We start from the raw sequence: 18,528 nt of genomic DNA, 5'->3' as shown, positions 1-18,528 counted from the left end.
GGTCCGGGCACGCCTTGTGGGGAGGTGAGGTCGATGCTTGCTGGGCTGGAAATGCCGCCCGCTATCGAAGCGGAGCAGTGTAGTCACCGTCCTGCAAGACGCCTGCGCTCCGGCCGCACCGAGGCGGCGTCGTCGACTCCCTGCCCGGAGAAGGCAAGGAAATCTGGGTCCGCAGGGCCATCGGGTTGGCTGCTGCCGGCGAGCCGATGTTTCATCACAGCGAAGACGAACGAGCAGGCCGACAACGTCATCGACCGCCCCGCAAAGGAAGCGCGTGAGCGGCACATCGGCCTGCTCTCCCCGGCCGACTGCCAGCCCTCGGAACGGGTCAAGGGCCACGAGAGGGGAGCAGGGTTGCCGCCAACGTCGCCGACCTCGGCGGCCCCGCCGTCATCATCGGCACAGCCGCCGACCGGGCCAGGGCCATCGAAGATCTTTGCCCATGGGCCCCTCGACGAGGCATATCAGCCGAGGCCGGAAAGTCTGCTTCGCTTGGCCGGCAGGGTCGACCGGGCGCTGTTCGTCAGTGACGGACGGCTTGACCTGTTCTCCAACCCTTCGGCGGAGCCATTGAGCTATATCTTCAACACATCCAGTCGTAGTGGCGAAGGAGGGTGGAAGTTGCTTTTGAGGCGCGAGTTGGGTGGCCGGAGCAATAAGCGCATTCGTGGGTTATCAACGAAAATCTATCCAGTTCGTGCCTGGGCAATCAATGGGAAAAACGCGTGAGGCGTGTACGGGAGGACTTAACTGGCTTTATCGGACTCCAGGCATGGGTTGGGCAAGCGCGCGGTTGGGGTAAAATCGGAGCGGTAGACGGCCAGAAGGTGCGAGTTGACTTCTTCGAGTCTCCGTCGAAGCCTCAGGTTGACGCAATCTGGCTGCCTAGAGATCGAGTCAAATTTCCGCCGCTGCCTCGGCAGACCCGTGTGTTTTGGGAGGAAGGTGGACAGTGGGAGGCTGGACGTGTTCTAGCTGGGGACGTGCGGTCCGGCTATGCAGTCCGTAAGCCGAAGAGTCTCTATGACATTCCGCTCGATGCCCGACGGCTTTGGGTTCGTTGGTCCCGCCCGGTCATGGATCCAGTGGAGGTGTTGCTTGCTGGTGCCAACGAGAGTCCGCACTTCGCTGAGACGCGGCTACCCTTTGTGCGTGGAATCATCGAGCAACGGGCAGCCTGTTCCAACGTGCCCGCAATCCTGTCGAGTGCGGTGGAGTTGTATCCGCACCAGTTGCGCGCCGTCCTGCAGGTGCTCCGGGACCCGATCCAGCGGTACCTACTCGCGGACGAGGTGGGCCTCGGTAAGACCATTGAGGCGGGGATGATTGCGCGTCAACTTCTCCTCGATAACCCTCGCGCTGTCGTCACATTCATCGTCCCGGATTCTTTGCGCCGCCAATGGCAAGATGAGTTACGGTCAAAGTTTTTTATCGATGATTTTCCGAAGGCGAAGATTCGAATCGTCGCGCACGAAAGCCCTTCGCGGTGGCGCGGCGAGGACGCACTGGACTTGGTGGTGGTCGACGAAGCGCATCACCTCGTAGCAAGCGACACGCCCACAAAGATCCGGACAATCCTCGCTGAGGTATGCCATGCCAGCCGCCGGCTGCTGCTTCTGTCGGCCACCCCGGCGCTGCACCATGAGCAGGCCATGCTTGGTCTGCTCCACCTATTGGATCCGGCGGTCTATCGGCTGGAGGACCTCAAGGGCTTCACCGCGCGAGTCCGGGCACGGCACGAACTCGCCAGCGCATTCTATGCGCTAGATCCGACCTTCCCGGAATTCGTACCGCTGCACTTGGAAACCATCCGATCCGCCTTCCCGCATGATCCCCGGCTCGGGTCCTTGGTGGACGACGCTAACGAGGCGGCCGATCACGCGTTGAAAGGGCTGCCGCAGTCCCTTGACCGGTTACGGGCCTATGTCAACGAGACCTATCGACTTCATCGCCGAGTAATCCGGCACCGGCGTGATCGGGTATTAGCCACCGAGGGCTGCGGCCCGGGAAGTCCTCGATTCGAGGTCAAGGGCCGGCGCGATCCGGAGCTATTGGAAATCATAGATCTGCATGGTGATGCCGCCGAGGAGTTGCTCGAACGGTGGCGGCAGTCCGTACGCGATCACCTCATTGAGTTGGCGGCGGACGATGAGACGTGGGCTGCGTACGCGTGGACTCACGCAGTGTTAATGGAGCGCTGCAGGAACCTGGCCGGGGGGTTGGCGGCGGCGGTGGCGCTCCGGCTGGGTGACATTGACACGTGTGCGTCGGTCAGCCTAGATCGGCACGAGACCCGAATCCTGAAGCGCGCCCCGGCCCTCGCCGCGGACGAGGAACTGTGGCGCGGCCTCTCCGAACTCGCGAAATCCGATAAGCCCGAGAAGACGCTATCCGGGATCGCCGAAGCAATTGTCTCCCTGTGCCGTCGGTATCGTCGGGTACTCGTCTTCGCCGGAACGCCGGCCGCCGGCCGCGCGGTCGCCGACGCTCTAACGCAGTGCCGTCCATCGCCGGTTACCGTTCGGCATTTGGCCGAGGAAGACCCGAATGAGGTAGAGCGGCGGACTCAAGCCTGGATTGCCGGTAACGCCCAGGTGTTGATATGTGATCGCGATGGCGAGGAGGGGCGCAACTTCCAGGCGGCAGACGCCGTCGTCCACCTGCAGTTGCCATGGTCGATTAACCGTTTCGAACAGCGCATGGGCAGGGTAGACCGCCACGGCGAGGGCGCTCCGGCGGCTCAGTACGTCGTGGCTCCGGCCGATGAGGAGTCCACGATAGGAGCTTGGCTAGCGCTTTTGCGCGACGGCTTCGGGGCCTTCACCGACTCACTGTCCATGCTGCAGTACGCCGTCGACGTGGTGGCTCCCACGTTGTTCCTGCAACTCCTACAGCGCGGTAGCCAGGCGCTGATCGAGGGCACCGGATGGATTGCCGACACGCTCAAACAGCGGCGTAAGGAGATCGCTGCCGAGGACATCCTGGAGGCCACCTTCGCCGGCGACGGCGAACGTAATCCTGGGTTCGCGCGCCTGGACGATGTCGAGGCGCAGTGGAAGAGGGTGGAGCGCACGGTCGACAACCTTGTGTGCGATGCCAAAGGCTCGCTCCAACTGGTCCGCGAGACCGACTCGCGAGACCGGGCCGTACGCCGTTACCGCCTGGGCGAGAAGGTCTTGCTCCCTACGTACCAGCTAGCTCAGTCGCTGCCCGGCAGTTGGGACAGCCCAGGCTGTTTCAACCGCACGGCGGCACTCCGGCGCCCGGGCACGCGAGTGCTGCGTCTGGGCTCGCCGACGGTCGACACGCTGTGGGGATGGGCCCAGCAGGATGACCGCGGCCAGGCGTCGGCCTGGTGGCGGCATGTTCCGAAGCTGAGCGGCGAACATGTCTGCCTTGGCTTTGAGTACATGGTGGACGGCGACATCGACCTCGTTTGCGATCGCTTCCCGGACGCGCCGGCCGCTGCCCTGCAGCGGCGTTTGGACGGCTGGTTTGTGCCGTTCACGCACCGAGTGTGGCTCGACCCGTGGACGGGCAACCATGTCGATCCTGAGCTTCAACCCGTCCTGGAACTGGCCTACGAACCGGACCGAGGCGATCGCAACCTCAACCCTGATCGCTTTCCGGTGCTGATCAGCCTGCTCGGAGGCCCTCGAGCCTTCCGGGACGCGGTTTTGAGAGCCCGCGATGCGGCGCAGGCACGGCTCCGGACGGTGCGGCATCTGGAGCAGCGCGCGGCTGAGGCAGACGCAGTTGCGGCTGTGGATCTCGACCGCGAAAACGAACAGCGGATCGCAAGATCTCTCGCGGCCGCCCGCCTCGGCGAGGAGGACGGCCCGATCGCGGGCCTTGCCGAGGCGCTGCGTCAGGCGTGCCGGAAGCCCCGGGTACGGCTGGTCGCCGTCTCCTGCGTCGTACTAAGTAATCGACCGTTCGCGGGTGCGGCCCGAGAGTTGGGTGTCGATGCACACTGAGGCGTGGGAGTGCGTTCAACAGGCACTGAGTGGTGGGCACGCTCCATGCCTTCCCCAAGATCAGGTTCCCGCGCCGCACCGGCGACTCTTCGACGCCGTGGTCAGCGGCAGCGCGGGCGCGGCGGACATCGCGGTATTGATCCGGCACGTGTTGGGGTTCGAGGGCGTCCGGCAAGGCGACGAGTTCGGAATCTGCGTGAGGCCGGGCGTCGCGGCCGGCGACGACAGCGTGTGGCGAAGAGCAGGGATCGCTTGCACCCGCATGGCTGACGGCCGCCTACATCTTCAGCGGAAGCTTTGGGTCCCGCCGGGTGACGACACTGCGCAACCGAGTGGTGATCCCCTACACCACGTGTACCTGGAGTCGAAGTCGCCGCTGCGTCGACGGCCGGAGCCCGTTTCGGCCGACCCGTTCTGGATGGCTACCGTCGGCTACACCGATTACCGGTCCGAGGGGCAGTGCCAGGCGGCCCGGTCGATCGTCACGGCCCCACCCGGCGCCACTCTCCTCGTGAGTCTGCCGACTGGCACGGGCAAGAGTTCTCTGGCGTTCGCCCCCGCGTTACTTGCTTCGCAGGTTATCGGGGTGAGTGTCGTCGTCGTCCCCACCGTCGTGCTGGCGCTTGACCAGGAGCGGCGGCTGCAGGAGATGATCAAAGAGCGCGGGGAGCGCCCCTCACCAAGTGGGCGGTATGCCTACATCGGAGACATGACCGACGAGGAGAAGGAGGCCATTAGGAACGCAATCCGCCACGGCGAGCAGCGGCTCCTATTCACCTCGCCTGAGGCGCTCATGACCAGCCTGGCCCCTGCGCTGCAATCCGCAGCGCAGGCCGGTCACTTGCGCTACTTCGTGGTCGATGAGGCCCACATTGTGGATCAGTGGGGGGCTGATTTCCGGCCGGACTTTCAAGCCATGACGGGATTGCGGCGTACGTTGGTAGACCAGTCCGCCCCGGATGTTGCGCCGGTCACGGTACTGATGACCGGCACCCTAAACCCATCTGCGGCGGAGACGTTGTATCGGTTGTTCGCAGATGAGGGCCCGTCCGGCGACGATCGTCCGTTCCGCATTGTTAGCAGTTCGCGATTGCGGTCAGAACCCGAGTACTTCATGTCGTGCTGGCCCACCGACGAGAGGCGGATGGACGCGCTGCGCGAACACCTGCTCCATCTTCCGCGTCCCGCGGTGGTGTACGTGTCGCTGCCTGAGCAGGTAGACCAGGTTCGGCAGGCCATGACTACGTGGGGCTTCCACCGGCATGCTGGGGTTAGCGGCCGGAGTCGGGCCTCCGAGCGGCGTGACGTCGTCAACGGTTGGCGGATGGGTATCGGGGCCACGCGTTACGACATTGTCGTGGCCACTTCGGCGTTCGGCCTCGGAGTTGACGTTCCAGATGTTCGCGCCGTGATCCACGCATGTGAGCCGGAGACGGTTGACCGGTTCTACCAGGAGGTAGGTCGCGGAGGCCGCGACGGTTGCCCTTCGGTCAGCAGCCTTCTACTCACTCGGCGCGACCGGAAGATCGCCAGAAGGCTCGGCTTGCCCAAGTTGCTTAAGCAGAAGGCGGAGGGCAGATGGGACGCCCTACTCGTCGGGGCCCGGCAACTTCCATCGATGCGGATGCTCCTCGACCTCGACACGAGACCGCCCAACGTCACGATGGAGGGTCCAACCAACCGACGGTGGAATATCGCCCTGCTTTCGGCACTGGCCCGAGCCGGTTTCCTCGACCTTATCGCCTCTGGGTGGGGCGAGGCGCAGGAAGAAGTGACCCTGGATCAGGCGGAGGTGCGCCGTTATCTGGAGATCTCCCGGCGCCGCGAAATCAACTGGGCCGCCTACCTGACCGAGCGGCAGCGGATCCTGGACGCGAGCCGCGACGGGCTCAACGCGCTCAAGGCCATCGAGGCCGGAAAGCGCTGCATCGGCGATATTCTGCGCGATTGGTACAGCTTCGATAGGCCGTTCGGTTCAGCCCGGGTGACGAGGTCCTGTCGGGGCTGCCCGGCTTGCCGACGGGCGGACGTACCACCGAGCGAGGGGCTCGCTCCACTGCCACCAGTGGCCGAGTGGCCCGTTCGGTCCTCGGGCGTTGGGTCGTCGCTGCACGCCCTGATGCCACACGGTCGGCTCACGGTGCTTGTCGACACCAGCGACGAGGTCGCGACGACGCAGCTCGCACGGCGAGTCCTCAAACAGTTGGTCGTCGCGGGATTCAGCCACGTCCTGGATGTCGAAGGCGACATCACGGATCGGGAATGGCTGGAGCTACAGGACACCGCCGGGCCAAAGCCCTTGATGCGGTCAATCACCGCTCCGAGCCCTCTGGATCCTCCGGTGCCTACCGTCGCGCTGCTTGCTGCCGGCGGGAAACCGCCGCTCGATCTCGCCGACTGGTTCGACTACTATCCGGCACTCGTGTTGGTCGCCCCTGCCAACCTGACCGCCCCCGGTCGTCCCCACGTCGCCTGGTCCGACCTGCACCAGCCCTGCGTAACGCACACCCGCCTGCGTGAGGACCTGTAATGCCGCTACTTAACCCGCCCAACATCCTGCCCAACGGGATGCATCTCATCGCCAGATATCTGACCGAGTGCGCGCAGCCGGTCGAGCAGCATCGACTGAAGTCATTGCTGCAACCCCCCACACTGAAGATTCGCGCCGATGGCACGAACACCTTCGATGCCTGCCTGAAAGCGCTACAGGATTTGAGGCTCGTGGTGCGGGCGGGCGGCACCGTCGCGGCCGCCCCACAGCTCGCCGTTCCATCGGACGTGCGGGCCTTCGGCGAGGCGTTGGTGCTGGCGATCTGCGGCGGCGCGACGGACGGCCTTGACGAGTCGCCGCAACGCGATCTGCTTTCGGCGCTCACCTGGTGGTGCGCGCAGGACCCCTACGGCAGCCCATTGAGTTGGCAAGAAGTGCAGCGCCTTTTGTCGCATGACATGGGCGAATCCTTCACGTCCTTCGCCATCGGGAACAGCAACCCGTGGTTGGCCTTCGTCAGGTGGGCTACTGCGCTTGGCTTCGCGGAGTATGCCGGACCCCCTGGGAGGGCCTCATCGACCATTGTCCCGGACATCACTCGTGCGGTCCGCACGGTGATCAGGAGCCGGGAGTGGACTGGACCCGTCCCGGCGTCGGAATTCGTGTCGTTCCTCCGGCACTCCCTGCCCGTCGTCGACGGTGGCCGGTTGACGACTCGGCTGCGCCCGGGCTGGGACCTACCGCCTGGTAGGCGGGCGGTCGACAATGCCCTGGACGTGGCCTTGAGCCACGCCCTCCTGTGCAACGAAGAGAGCGGCGCGATAGCTATGGGAAATCCGTCAGATGCGCCCGACAAGGTACTGCTGTCCGATGGGCCGAACGTGAGGATTATCAGTGTCGTCACCGTGCAGGGGGTGCAGCGATGACTGACTCTTTGGCCGGCTATGTGTGTTGGAACCGGCCGAACGTCGCGGAAACGATCAACACCGAGGCGGTACACGCGGATCCGGCCGTCTTCCTGGCCACTCACCGGCCCCTCGCCGTCGTTCGGCAGGCGTGGGGATCGGCCGCCCCGGGTGAACAGGTTGACGAACGAGCCGTACTGGAAGACTTCATCAACCGCCCGCCCACAGGCGGGGTCGTCCTGATGCCAATCATGGGTGAGTCCGGTACAGGTAAGTCCCACCTTGTGCGCTGGGTCGGCCAGCAGTTGCAAGACACCCCCACACGCCGCGTCATCTACCTCCGCAAGACCGAAACAAACCTCTCGTCAGTCATCCGCACTCTTTTATCAGATTTGGACGGCCAGCGATTTCAGGAGATCCGCGATCAGGTCAGCCGTAGCTTGGGGCAGTACGACGAGCAGGCGCTTCCGCACGAGCTGCTTGACCGGCTAGCGCTGGTCCTGCAGTTCGCCGACTCCACCGGCAGCGCAATCGACAGTAGCGCTGCTAGGTACCGGAAGGCGCTGAGTAACGAACGGGCGCTGCCCACCCTGCTGCGCGATTATGGCTACCGTCGGCATCTGCTCGCGCCGGATAGCGTCCTAACCCGGTTTGCTGAGGAGTTGCTGCATGGCCGGCGCGGGGGTGAAGCCGAGCGACGCACAGCGTTCGAGCCGCAAGACCTTATGCCGGACGTGGATCCGGGAGAGATCGGCCCGATCGCCGCGACGATGTACAAACAACTGCTGGGGTCGCCGCCACTGCGCGAGGAGGCTGCGAGGCTCCTCAGCGAGAACCTCGACAGAGCCGTGCTTCGCCTGACGGACCTTGAAGGTGGCCGACTGAGCGAGGCGATGATTGAAATCCGTCGCGAGTTCCATCGCCGCGGGCAGGAGATCATCCTGCTCATCGAGGACTTCGCGCTGATCCAGGGAATTCAGCGGGACCTTCTTGAGGCAATCACCGAAGCTGGCGTCCGGGAAGGCCGCCAGGAGTTGGCGACCGTCCGTACTCTCATGGCCGTCACGAGGGGTTACTTCTTCGAACAGTTGCCGGAGACGGCAAGAACCCGCGCAGAAGCCAGCGTTCCCTATATGTACCAACTTGACGTGCCGATGCGCGAGAAGGCGTCCATCGGCGTTGACGACCAGCAGATCGTCGACTTCGTGGCTCGCTACCTTAACGCCGCGCGGACGGGTCGTCCCGACCTCGTCCGCGCCCATGCAGCTGCACAGAATGAGTTTGCGGCCTCATCGGAGTGGGTGCCCAACAAGTGCTCGAAGTGCCCGCTACGGAACCAGTGCCACGAAGCGTTTGGCGCTTCCTCAGAAGAATTCGGGCTGTATCCCTTTAACAAACATGCCATTGTGCGCGCAGTCCGAGTTACCTCCGACCGTGACACCGACACCTTCAACCCTCGCACCGTACTCAGCCGGGTGGTTCGCCACGTGCTGGATAACTACGACCGGGCGATCCGCGAGGTAGAGTTCCCTCCGCGTACGTTCCGGCGGGACTTCCCGCGTAGACGACTGGTCCACGTCCTGAGTCCGGAGGCAGCCGCACGCCTTCAGGCGGCCGATCCAGAGACCTACGAGCGGCGACTAGACCTTCTTGAGTTCTGGGGTGAGTCAGTCGCCACGGCTCCGCACCTGGCTCTCGGAATTTATGAGGCATTCCGCCTGCCGCAGTTGCGGAACGTTGAAGTACCGACACCTCAACCGCAACGCTCCACTGTGCCCCGACCCTATTCAGGGGAGCAACTCCCAACCACGAGATCGTCGCCATCGGCGCCGTCCGAGGAAAGTATCGGCCCGGTGCCGAAGGCCCGGCTGCAGACGCGGCTTAGCGCGATCGATGACTGGGATGGCCGGGACGAGGTGCTGGCTCAGGATTACGCCCGCGAGCTGCGGACCTGGTTACGAGACGCCGTAGTCGCACGCGTGCCATGGAATGAGCTCGGGCTGCCTACGCCGAACGACGCTATCCGGCGGGCGGTCTTGGGTGACAAGGGACCAGGCGTGTACATCGAAAGAGCATTCGGTGACAAAGGTGAACCGCCCCGAGGTAAGGCCACCATTGTGCTCAGGAAGGGGCCGGCAACGGCCACGATGTTCAAGGCGATCTTCCAGCGTGAAGAGTACGGGCACTGGAACTTTGCTGGCGGCCCAGAACAGCAGCGATTGTTGTCGAGACGCCTTAACGAGTGGGCCGAGGCGATGGTGCAGGCCGCACGAAAGCACTTCCGGTTCCATCAGGCGGAAACCATACGGGCCGCAGTAGCCACGTCACTGATCGGCGCTCGCGTGCTTGACCTCAAGGGTAGCCGCGGACGCAGCCGCGAGGATCTGCTTGCCGCCATCCTCGACCCGGGCCCTCAGCCTGGCGCCGCCACCCACACCGACCGTGACATACGTGTCGAGGAATGGGCAAAGCTGGCTGCTAAACACCTTGAAGACAGGGCTCTCGTCGTGGACCGGCTGAGCCAAGCGATCGGCGCCGCGCAGGGCAGTGGCGCACCACAACTGGTAGACGCCACGGTCCTGCTGCCCGCTATCGAGTCGATCGGCGCCGACCCAACTCTCGAGGCGGATCCGCAGGCACTGCCCGACTGGATCGCCCCGGCGTACCGACGGCTGCAGCGGGATTTCGACCCGGCCGTGCAGGCGCAGTGGGTGCATCTGCGAACGCTGGTCGCCGAATATGGGCGGCTGACCGGTGGGGAAGAGCCGGAGGTGCTGCTCAAGGAACTGGGCAAGGCCCTGGCCGCGCTGCCCGCCATCGCACCCGGCGCCGGTGGCCGTGCAGCCGAGGAGTGGCTGGACGGGTTGCGGCAAGCGCGAACGCTCCCGTGGGAGCGATGGGAGAGCTTGGTTAAGGAGTTTGATGACGCCGCGATTGAGTCCGAGCCGCCGTCGGCCAGGAACAGCGAGAGACGATCACGCCTCGTCGCGAAGGACCGCGGGAACCGATTTGGATTGGTACTCGAATTCCTAAAGCGATGCGAGCGGTGGTTGGACGACGGGCTTCGGAAGGCCGATTACCAGCGCAGGGCCCAACCAGCCGACCCTTATCCCGAGCTTCGGCATGTACTCGCCGAAATCGACGCGCTGTTGAGCGAATGGCAGGAGAGTTCCGATGGGTGAGTCATTGCTAGACAAGGCCCGCCGGCTCCACCAGTTAGCAGGTGAGGTGAAGGCGGTACGGAGCGCGATGGACAACGCTCGTCGGTTGCAGAACCGCGCTGCCGAGTTGCGTAAGGCTCTCGATGAGCCGGCTTTATCGGCGCAGACGTGGCGCGCGTGCGCCACCGCCGGGGTGGATGACCTGCGAACGCCCGACCACACCGGTCTGGCGCAGGCGGTCGCCAACCTTCGCCGAGGCCTGGACGCGGGCGAGTCGCCGGGTGCCTTGGACACCGATTTCAATACGGTCAAGCATGCCCTGGCCGCCGTGGCGCGGCAGACCGACAGTTCCATTGCCGATGCCTGGCCACGGTTTGCCACTGCCAGGGCCGAGGAGGCGGGGGTCCGTTCCGTTCGGATGCTCCCGCCGTCCGTTCAGCAGAGGCTGGCCAGCGCGATTGTTGAGGTCGAGGAGGGTCGCACAGCGCCGCCCCGAAACCCATCACAGGTGAAGATGTTTCTTCGCCAGGTCGCCTGGCTGCGCCAGGAGATTAGCGAGGTTGGCGGGGCCGAGGTTCCCGAGCAACTGGAGCCGGTGTTCGAGGCACTCAACCGAGAGGGCTTCTCGCTTCGCAAACTGACCGCCGAGCAGTTCCGTCTCCTGCAGGCACACGACCTCGCGGATGGTCTTGTGGTGCGGTGGCAGGCGTGATCGAGCCGATCCCGCCGAAGGTGCTGGGTGACGCACTGAACGCTGTCGAAGACAGGGAGCTTCCGCTGCTGGCCTGGGGGGTCGTCAACCGCGACCTCACCGAACCGGAGTTGCTGGAGGCGGTGGCGCAGCGGCTGCAGGACATCGGTTCTGACCACACCGCTGAGCAGGTCGTCGACGCGCTCGCCGCCCGGGCGTTGTTGATCGAGGTAGGCGAGGGGCGATGGCGGTCGCGGTTCGCCGAAACCCTGCGCCTGCTTTCACGGGCCCGCCAACTATTCGGAACAGGGCCGGGCGAGTGGTGGTTGCGCGGTCGGACTCTGGTCGCCGACTACCGCGTCATCGCTCAGCCCCGGCGCTACCCACGGCGCAACATCCCATTGGCCGACTTGGTTGACCGCTTACGGGACATAAGCCCGTTGACCACCACCGGCTCGCAGGTGCTCGCGGCGCAGATCGGTGAGAATGAGTTGGCCGCGTTCCAGGTCGACGCCACCGCGGCGGTGCTGCGCTCACTGCACAGCGAGGGCACCCAGGCGGTCATTGTGGCCGCTGGAACGGGTAGCGGGAAAACGCTGGCGTTCTATCTACCCGCCTACCTGTGGATGGTGGAAGGTTCCACCAGCCCGCAGGTGCACACCCTGGCCGTGTACCCCCGTAACGAGTTGCTCAAAGACCAGGTCGGTGAGGCGCTGCGTTCGTCGCTCGACGTCGCGCCCGCGTTGGGCGCCGCGGGCCGCCGTCCGCTGCGTATCGGCGCGCTCTACGGCGATACCCCAGAGTCCGGCCGCGCGGTGGATTCCGCGTCGTGGCTTCAGGAGTCCTGGCGGCGCGTTGCTGAGGGTCGGATTTGTCCGTACTGCCGCTGCCCCCGTTGCGGCGCGGACCTGGTGTGGCCGGACGGCGACCGGACGCCAGGCCGCGTGAAGGGCTACAAGGCTGGCCGAGAACGCCTGGTCTGTCGGGGATGCGGCGGGGAGGTGTCCGGAGACCTCCTGGCACTTACCCGGGCCAGCATGCTGGATCGCCCGCCGGATGTACTGTTCACCACGACGGAGATGCTCAACCGGGCATCATCCGACCCCAGACTGGGCGCGCTGTTCGGGTTCACGCCGAACGGATCGCATCCGCGGCTGCTCCTACTCGATGAGGTGCACACGTACCAGGGCGTGCACGGTGCCCATGTAGGGCTGACCCTCCGGCGCTGGCGCAACGCCGTCGGCCCCAACATTACGGTGGTCGGGCTTTCCGCCACACTGGCGGACGCGGGTGCCTTTATGGCCCGGCTGGTCGGAGTGGCGGAGAGCGGCGTCACCCACATCGAGCCCGCCGACGATGACCTCATCGCCGAAGGCCGGCAGTACCAGGTCGCCGTACGGGCCGATCCCACGAGCGGCGCCAGCATGCTGTCGCTGACCATCCAGGCGTCCATGTTGCTTGGCCGGGCCCTCGACAGGACCACCAGCGCCGACGGGCTCGCCGGCAGCAAGGGCTTCCTGTTCACGGACGACCTCGACGTGACCAATCGCCTCTTCCACGACCTCAGAGACGCCGAAGGAGACGGCTGGACCGCCCGGCGGCGGTCAGGGGCTCAAAAGGTCCTCGCCAACCTCCGCTCCGCGGCCCTACCTAACCGGGCCCGCCGCGACGCCGACGGGCAGGTATGGGCCCTCGCCGACCGCACCGGCCATCCGCTGCCCGGGACATCTCCCGCCCGCGGCCTGCGGATCGGCAAGACCTCCTCGCAGGACCCCGGCGTCGCCGACGACGCCGATCTTGTCGTCGCTACGGCCTCACTCGACGTCGGCTTCAATGACCCGCGGGTGGGGCTCATCTTGCAGCACAAGTCACCACGGGATCCGGCCCAGTTCGTACAGCGCCGAGGGCGCGCCGGCCGAACCCGGGCGATTCGTCCGCTTACCGTGGTGACCTTGAGCGATTTCGGCCGCGACCGTTTGACCTACCAGGCATATGATCGATTATTCGACCCTGAGCTACCGCCGCGGTCGCTGCCGATCGGCAACCGCTACGTGGTGCGGATGCAGGCCACCTTCGCGCTGGCTGACTGGCTCACTCGGCAGCTGCAGTGGCGCGAGGATGCGCGACGCGTTCTCACACCCAAGAACGGCCTGAACCATCCGGCCCTTGACCAGGTCGCCACGCTGTTGGAACAGTTGCTTACCGATCCAATCACCCAGCGGGAGTTCGCCGGGTACCTGCGGTGGTCGCTGCAACTGGACGACGACGAAGTACTAGCTGTGCTCTGGGATCCGCCTCGCGCACTACTCACGGCGGTGGTCCCGACCCTGCTGCGCCGGGCACGTAGCAACTGGTCGGCGGGGGCCGACGATCCCGGCGGGGTAGGGGATGCCTTTGCGCCCGAGTTCGTGCCGCGCGCGTTGTTTGCGGCGCTGAATCTGCCCGAGGTCGAGCTGGTACTCCCAGCCACCTTCTCCCGGCAGGTCGACACCCGTATGCCGGTGCTGCAGGCGCTGCGCGAGACCGCTCCAGGACGGGTCAGCAAACGCTTCGCCGTCCGGTCCGGTGCGCAGCGCACCTGGGTTCCACTTCCCATGGGCGCCACGGCGGCCGTGATTCCGCTACGTGAGTTCGTGGCGCGGGGAAGCATAGAGGGCCGGTGGACGGACTACCGCTCCGACGAGCAGTTCGTCGTCGTCCGCCCGTACGCCATCAGGCTCAGCGACCCGCCGTCTCAGGTGAACGACACCGCCAACAGCCGGCCGGTGTGGCACACACAGATTGTGCCGCAGGAAGGCGCCCCCCTACGGCTGGAGGTTCCCGCCCCTTGGCATCAACACGTGGAGTACATCAGCGTCCACACACACGTCAACCGGCGTCCGCTGCAGGTGCGGCGGTTCACTTCCGGCGCACGGGCGGATATGAAAACGCGGGGTCGCAACTCCGGTGCCGCCCAGGTTCAGGTGTCGTACGTCAACCACGCCGGTGAGGCTGCCGCGCTCGGCTTCGCGCTCGACGTAGACGGGGTGCACTTCCGCCTGCGGCTGCCGTCGGCGGCCGAACTGTCCGCGCTGGCTCACCTCAGCTCGCCGGCCTGGCGTTCTCTGTCATTCCGGCACGCTGTCGCGTGCGACGAGTCCGTACCTGACCCGTTCGTCCGGATGTGGCTGGGGCCGGTATTTGAAAGCGCCGTCGTCGACCGTGTATTCGCCGGGCAGCAGCAGGTCGGCGAAGTGTGCGCCGAGGTAAGCCAGGATGACATGCGCAGGGCTGTGGGGCGGCTAACCGGCCTTCTTACCGATGAGGTCGATGGGCCAGCGGCCAGTACCGGCGATGACCTTGATGCTGATCCCCAGGACGATCCCCGCCAGCTGCGGGCCAAACTCTTCGCGGCGGTGGCTGACCCAGCCGTGCGGCAAGGACTGCGAAACCACGCACGACGCCTACACTCCACTGCTGTCACGGCCGCTGTCGCCAGCGACCCCACTGGGTTTGCACCCCACGCCCCCGCCGACGCCGACCTGGCCCGTCACGTCCTGGCCCGCACCATCGGCGCCGCAATTCATTCCGCTGTCCTGCAGCTCACTCCCGATGCGGACGACCAGGACTTGCTGCTCGACTTGCGTGTTGACGGCGGCGGCGCCGATGTGTGGCTAACCGAGAGTACGGTGGGCGGGGCAGGGATTGTTGAGCGTCTGGTTCGGACGTACGCAGCAGACCCTCGTCGGTTCTGGCGATTGGTACGGGCCGGTTTGGGGCCCGGTGATTTCGAGGTGGTCGACAGCGAACTGCGCCGCATCCTCGATGAGGTGGTCACCGCGCCTACCGGACCGCTCGCCAGGGCGTTGTCAGCGGTACGGACCGCGCGGAACAACTCCTCATCTCGAGCCTCATTGCAGTCGCTCCTCGCGGAACTGGACCGGGGCGGCTTCCTGGTGTCGCATCCGGTTGTGTCCGCCATCGCCATCCGACTGCTGCGGCCAGGCACCGGGCCGCGCCACGACGCAGCCCTGCTACATGTGCTCAAGAAATGGGACGAGGCGACCCGGACGATGGGCTTCGAGATCGACGCTCGATCCTGGTCGGCATTGGTGCTTTCCGACCAGCGGGATGACATCGGCGACGTCTACCGCGCCCCGGACCACGTGTACTCGACCCTATGGCCGCGCGGCGTCGACATCTTCAACGGTGACCTTCGGGTCTCCTCGCCGTACGACGACCTACCACCGCCCATCGACCGGCAACTGGTGGCCGCCCTCCTAGGCGACGTCGTTCCGGAGGTGTCTGTGGCCGACGCTGATTGGCGGACTACCTTCGAACGGGAGATCACCTCGACCGGGATGGTCGACCTCGTCGCGTCGATGGAGTCCGTCCGCGAGTTGCAATCTGCGGTCATCCACGTCAGTACCGAGCCGATTGACACCAGCTACCTGTTCGTTCATCCGGTCGTGCGGGGAGCGCGGCGAGAGAGCGGCCAGATTAAGGTGAGGCTGGAGCTTCGGGAGATGGAGCAGTGAGCTATCCCGCTCGGACGCTACGCCGTGGCCACACCCGTACAAGTGAGGATCTGCGAGCCTTGCTCCAGGCGGTTTTCATTGGCGAGCTGCTAGCGCCCAGCCAGGAGATCTGGCTAGTGTCGCCGTGGGTCAGCGACATTGGGGTGGTCAACAACACGGACGGGGCCTTCACCGGCTTGGAGCCGAGCTGGGGCGCTAGGCATGTTCGCCTCTCCGAGATCCTTCTGCGCCTGGCCGCGCGGGGAACCCGAGTCTTTGTCGAGGTTCGGCCGGACGAACACAACGGACGGTTCCTCCAGCGGCTGCAACAGAGCGAAAATGCGGACCGCGTGCAGGTGAGGCGCTCACCGGTCCTGCACGAGAAGGGCCTCCTGGGCGATGCCTATCTTCTCAACGGGTCGATGAATTTCACGTATAACGGCGTGCAGCTTCTCGACGAATGGGTGCGGTTCGACACCGATTCGCGCGCCATCGCGGAGGCCCGGCTGGCGTTTCGTGCTCGTTGGGGGCACCTGTGAGTGACGTCGACCAGTTCGTGCACGGATTTTTTGGTCCCGGTAACGAGTTCAACCTGCCCGATGGATGGCGGCTGGACGAGCGCTTCTCGCGGGTGGCGCCGTTCATTGAGGACGTCGCTGCGGTCCCCGGCCGACCAGTCTTGCTGCCACACCGGCAGGGCGGGCGGTGGTTCGTCCTCGCCAAGGCGTTCGGCGCGCCGATGGGCCGCCGCCTGATCGAGGCCCTCACCGCCTTCGTCGGCCCAACCTACGCCCACTTCAGCCCTACGCCGGCAGTGCCTCGTCGCGACGATCCGGTCGAGATGGCCCTGGAGGGCTTGGGGGACGGGCCGATGTGGCGACTAGAGATCCCCCACGAGAAGTGGCAGGCGGCGTGGCACGCGTTGCGTCTGCTGCGCGGCGTTTGGCACGAGCGGCCCACCCGCACGGTGGAAGAGGCCGTACCGGTCGGACGGCTGCTGCGTGACTTCCGCATCGCACTAGTCAGCGGTGACGAACAACTGTCTGCGGTCTACCTGCAACGGTTGGTAGCGTCTGGGGCCTTCGACGCCACCAACACCGCGTTCCTTCGCATCCGCCGCCATGACGCGCTCGGTTTCCCCGAACGGGCGCTCGATGGCGCCGAAGTCGACGACCTGTTCCGGATACGGCTGCCCGCTGCCATCCGCGAGACCATGCTCGTCGCGGTGCACCGGCGCTACCTCGTCGCCGCAGCCGCCGACCGCGACGTCGACGCTGCCCGCGACGAGCTGCTGCGAAACCCGCAGTACGCCTCATTGCTGGGCGGGCCCAGCCAGGTGCGCCGCCCGGAGGCCCGCAGCGCGCTACTCGCCCTGGCGCTGACGTACCCAACGTCGGCCGACCTGGAAACGCTGCTCGTGGCGCTCGCCGACGCCGACGACCCGTGGCTGCTCGCGCTGCGCGAACGCCTGCCGGAACCAGCGCCCCCGAAGGCCGAGCCGGGCATCAATACGATCCGGGATCTAATCGACGAGGGCGCCTTCGAACAGGCGTGGCGGGCGTTGGCTGGCCTCTCCGACGGAGTGGTCCGCGATCGGCTCGCGGTGCACTGCGCCCTCGGCCTCGCCGACGCGGTACGTAGTGCACAGCTCTACCAGGTACTCAACGCGCACGGGCCCGACTATCTCAGGCAAGTCCTACCCCAGGACTGGCAGCGCGAAGCGTGGCAGCATCACCTTGACGGCCTTGGCCTGGGCCGCGACCGCGTACCCACTAACTGGGTGGAGTTCATTGAACGGGTTGCCGCCGGAGAGGATCTCTCCGGCCTGTCGAGGAACCTAGACGAAATCGCCCATCAGTGGCCGGTGATCGATGATCGTTCGGTCGCCGACGCGATCGCCCAGATTCCGCCGGAGTCACCCGCCGTCACAACCATCCTCGATGCCCTGCCGCTGCTGCTCGACGCGCTCGGCGAGCAGCGGGCGGGCGGAAGCAGCGGTGTCGCTATCAGCCTCATCCTGTTGTCCGAAGAGTTCAACGAGGCCGCCCTCGCCTCTCTTACTGTGGCGCTCCGGTCGTTCCTGCTAGCCGCACCCAACGCTACGGAGTACCGCGAGGCCGTCGGCTCACTATCCGATTTCGCGCCACAACTGGTGCAGGTCCGCACGGTCAACCGGGTGCTCGACCTCGTCGATCTGCTGCTGGCGGGGCCGGCCGTGGAACCTGGAACGCGAGCGACAGTCTGCCAAGACCTACTCGCGCGGGTGCGCGACCTCGGCCGTCGCCTGTCACCAGCTCAGGTCATCCTCGCCGGCGAACTCAGTCTCGATGCAGGGATCGATCTCGCGTGGCAGTCCCTGATCGCACCAGGCGAACTGGAAGCGGGCGGGAGCCTCCGCGCAGATGCACGCACAGTCCTGCTGTACAGCCTGCAGGAGCGCGTCCTGCACCGAGTCCGGGCCTCCCTCCAGCAACTTGCTCCGGCGCTAACCGTGCATACCAGCAGCGATCATGACGGCAGCGACAGGCTCAAGGATCAGTCCCAGGCCAGCGACATCGCCCTTCTGGCCACCAGGCGTGCGACGCACGCAGCGACCGGATTCATCGAGCGCTGGACGGGCGGCAAGGTCGTGTACGTGCCCGGGGCGGGATCGGCGAGCATGCTCCACGTCGCTCTGGAAACGCTGAGACAAGCTGCCTAATGGCCGTCGTTGCTGATGAGGACCTAGCTATGCGGTAAGGGTGGCGGTTGCGTCAGTGACTCTGATGCAAGACATGCGTCGGCCCTGTTGGGCAGGGCCAACGCCA

General features: G+C 65.7%; 9 protein-coding genes. All 9 read left to right on the top strand.

Features of this window, described 5'->3' with window-relative positions; genetic code table 11:
• The first annotated feature begins 33 nt into the window (after window positions 1–33).
• From FHX31_RS24685 to dpdD, 9 genes are read left to right on the top strand one after another with little or no spacing between them, the layout of a single operon-like run.
• Window positions 34–729 (top strand): hypothetical protein, encoded by a 696-nt coding sequence (locus FHX31_RS24685; RefSeq protein WP_184977279.1) that lies wholly within the window; start codon window positions 34–36, stop codon window positions 727–729.
• Window positions 726–3,977, top strand: coding sequence for a protein DpdE (gene dpdE / locus FHX31_RS24680; protein WP_402881217.1), 3,252 nt, complete (start codon window positions 726–728; stop codon window positions 3,975–3,977). The genes FHX31_RS24685 and dpdE overlap by 4 nt, the downstream gene beginning before the upstream one ends.
• A complete protein-coding gene (gene dpdF, locus FHX31_RS24675; protein ID WP_402881220.1) occupies window positions 3,967–6,507 on the top strand; it encodes a protein DpdF in 2,541 nt (846 codons plus the stop codon). Before dpdE ends, dpdF begins: the two co-directional genes overlap by 11 nt.
• A complete protein-coding gene (gene dpdG, locus FHX31_RS24670; RefSeq protein ID WP_184977276.1) occupies window positions 6,507–7,394 on the top strand; it encodes a protein DpdG in 888 nt (295 codons plus the stop codon). Before dpdF ends, dpdG begins: the two co-directional genes overlap by 1 nt.
• Window positions 7,391–10,555, top strand: coding sequence for a protein DpdH (gene dpdH / locus FHX31_RS24665; protein WP_184977275.1), 3,165 nt, complete (start codon window positions 7,391–7,393; stop codon window positions 10,553–10,555). Before dpdG ends, dpdH begins: the two co-directional genes overlap by 4 nt.
• Window positions 10,548–11,246 (top strand): hypothetical protein, encoded by a 699-nt coding sequence (locus tag FHX31_RS24660; protein ID WP_184977274.1) that lies wholly within the window; start codon window positions 10,548–10,550, stop codon window positions 11,244–11,246. The genes dpdH and FHX31_RS24660 overlap by 8 nt, the downstream gene beginning before the upstream one ends.
• On the top strand, window positions 11,243–15,742 hold the full coding sequence (dpdJ, locus tag FHX31_RS24655) for a protein DpdJ (RefSeq protein ID WP_184977273.1): 4,500 nt from the start codon (window positions 11,243–11,245) through the stop codon (window positions 15,740–15,742). Before FHX31_RS24660 ends, dpdJ begins: the two co-directional genes overlap by 4 nt.
• Entirely contained in the window at window positions 15,739–16,260 is a 522-nt protein-coding gene (gene dpdK / locus FHX31_RS24650) for a phospholipase D-like domain-containing protein DpdK (RefSeq protein ID WP_402881223.1), read from the top strand. The genes dpdJ and dpdK overlap by 4 nt, the downstream gene beginning before the upstream one ends.
• Entirely contained in the window at window positions 16,257–18,422 is a 2,166-nt protein-coding gene (gene dpdD, locus FHX31_RS24645; protein ID WP_184977271.1) for a protein DpdD, read from the top strand. Before dpdK ends, dpdD begins: the two co-directional genes overlap by 4 nt.
• The last annotated feature ends 106 nt before the right edge of the window (window positions 18,423–18,528 follow it).

It is taken from the genome of Micromonospora sp. CNZ286 (genome assembly GCF_014207755.1).
Note: the sequence above shows the minus strand (reverse complement) of the source record. Positions and strands in the feature narration are given on the sequence as shown.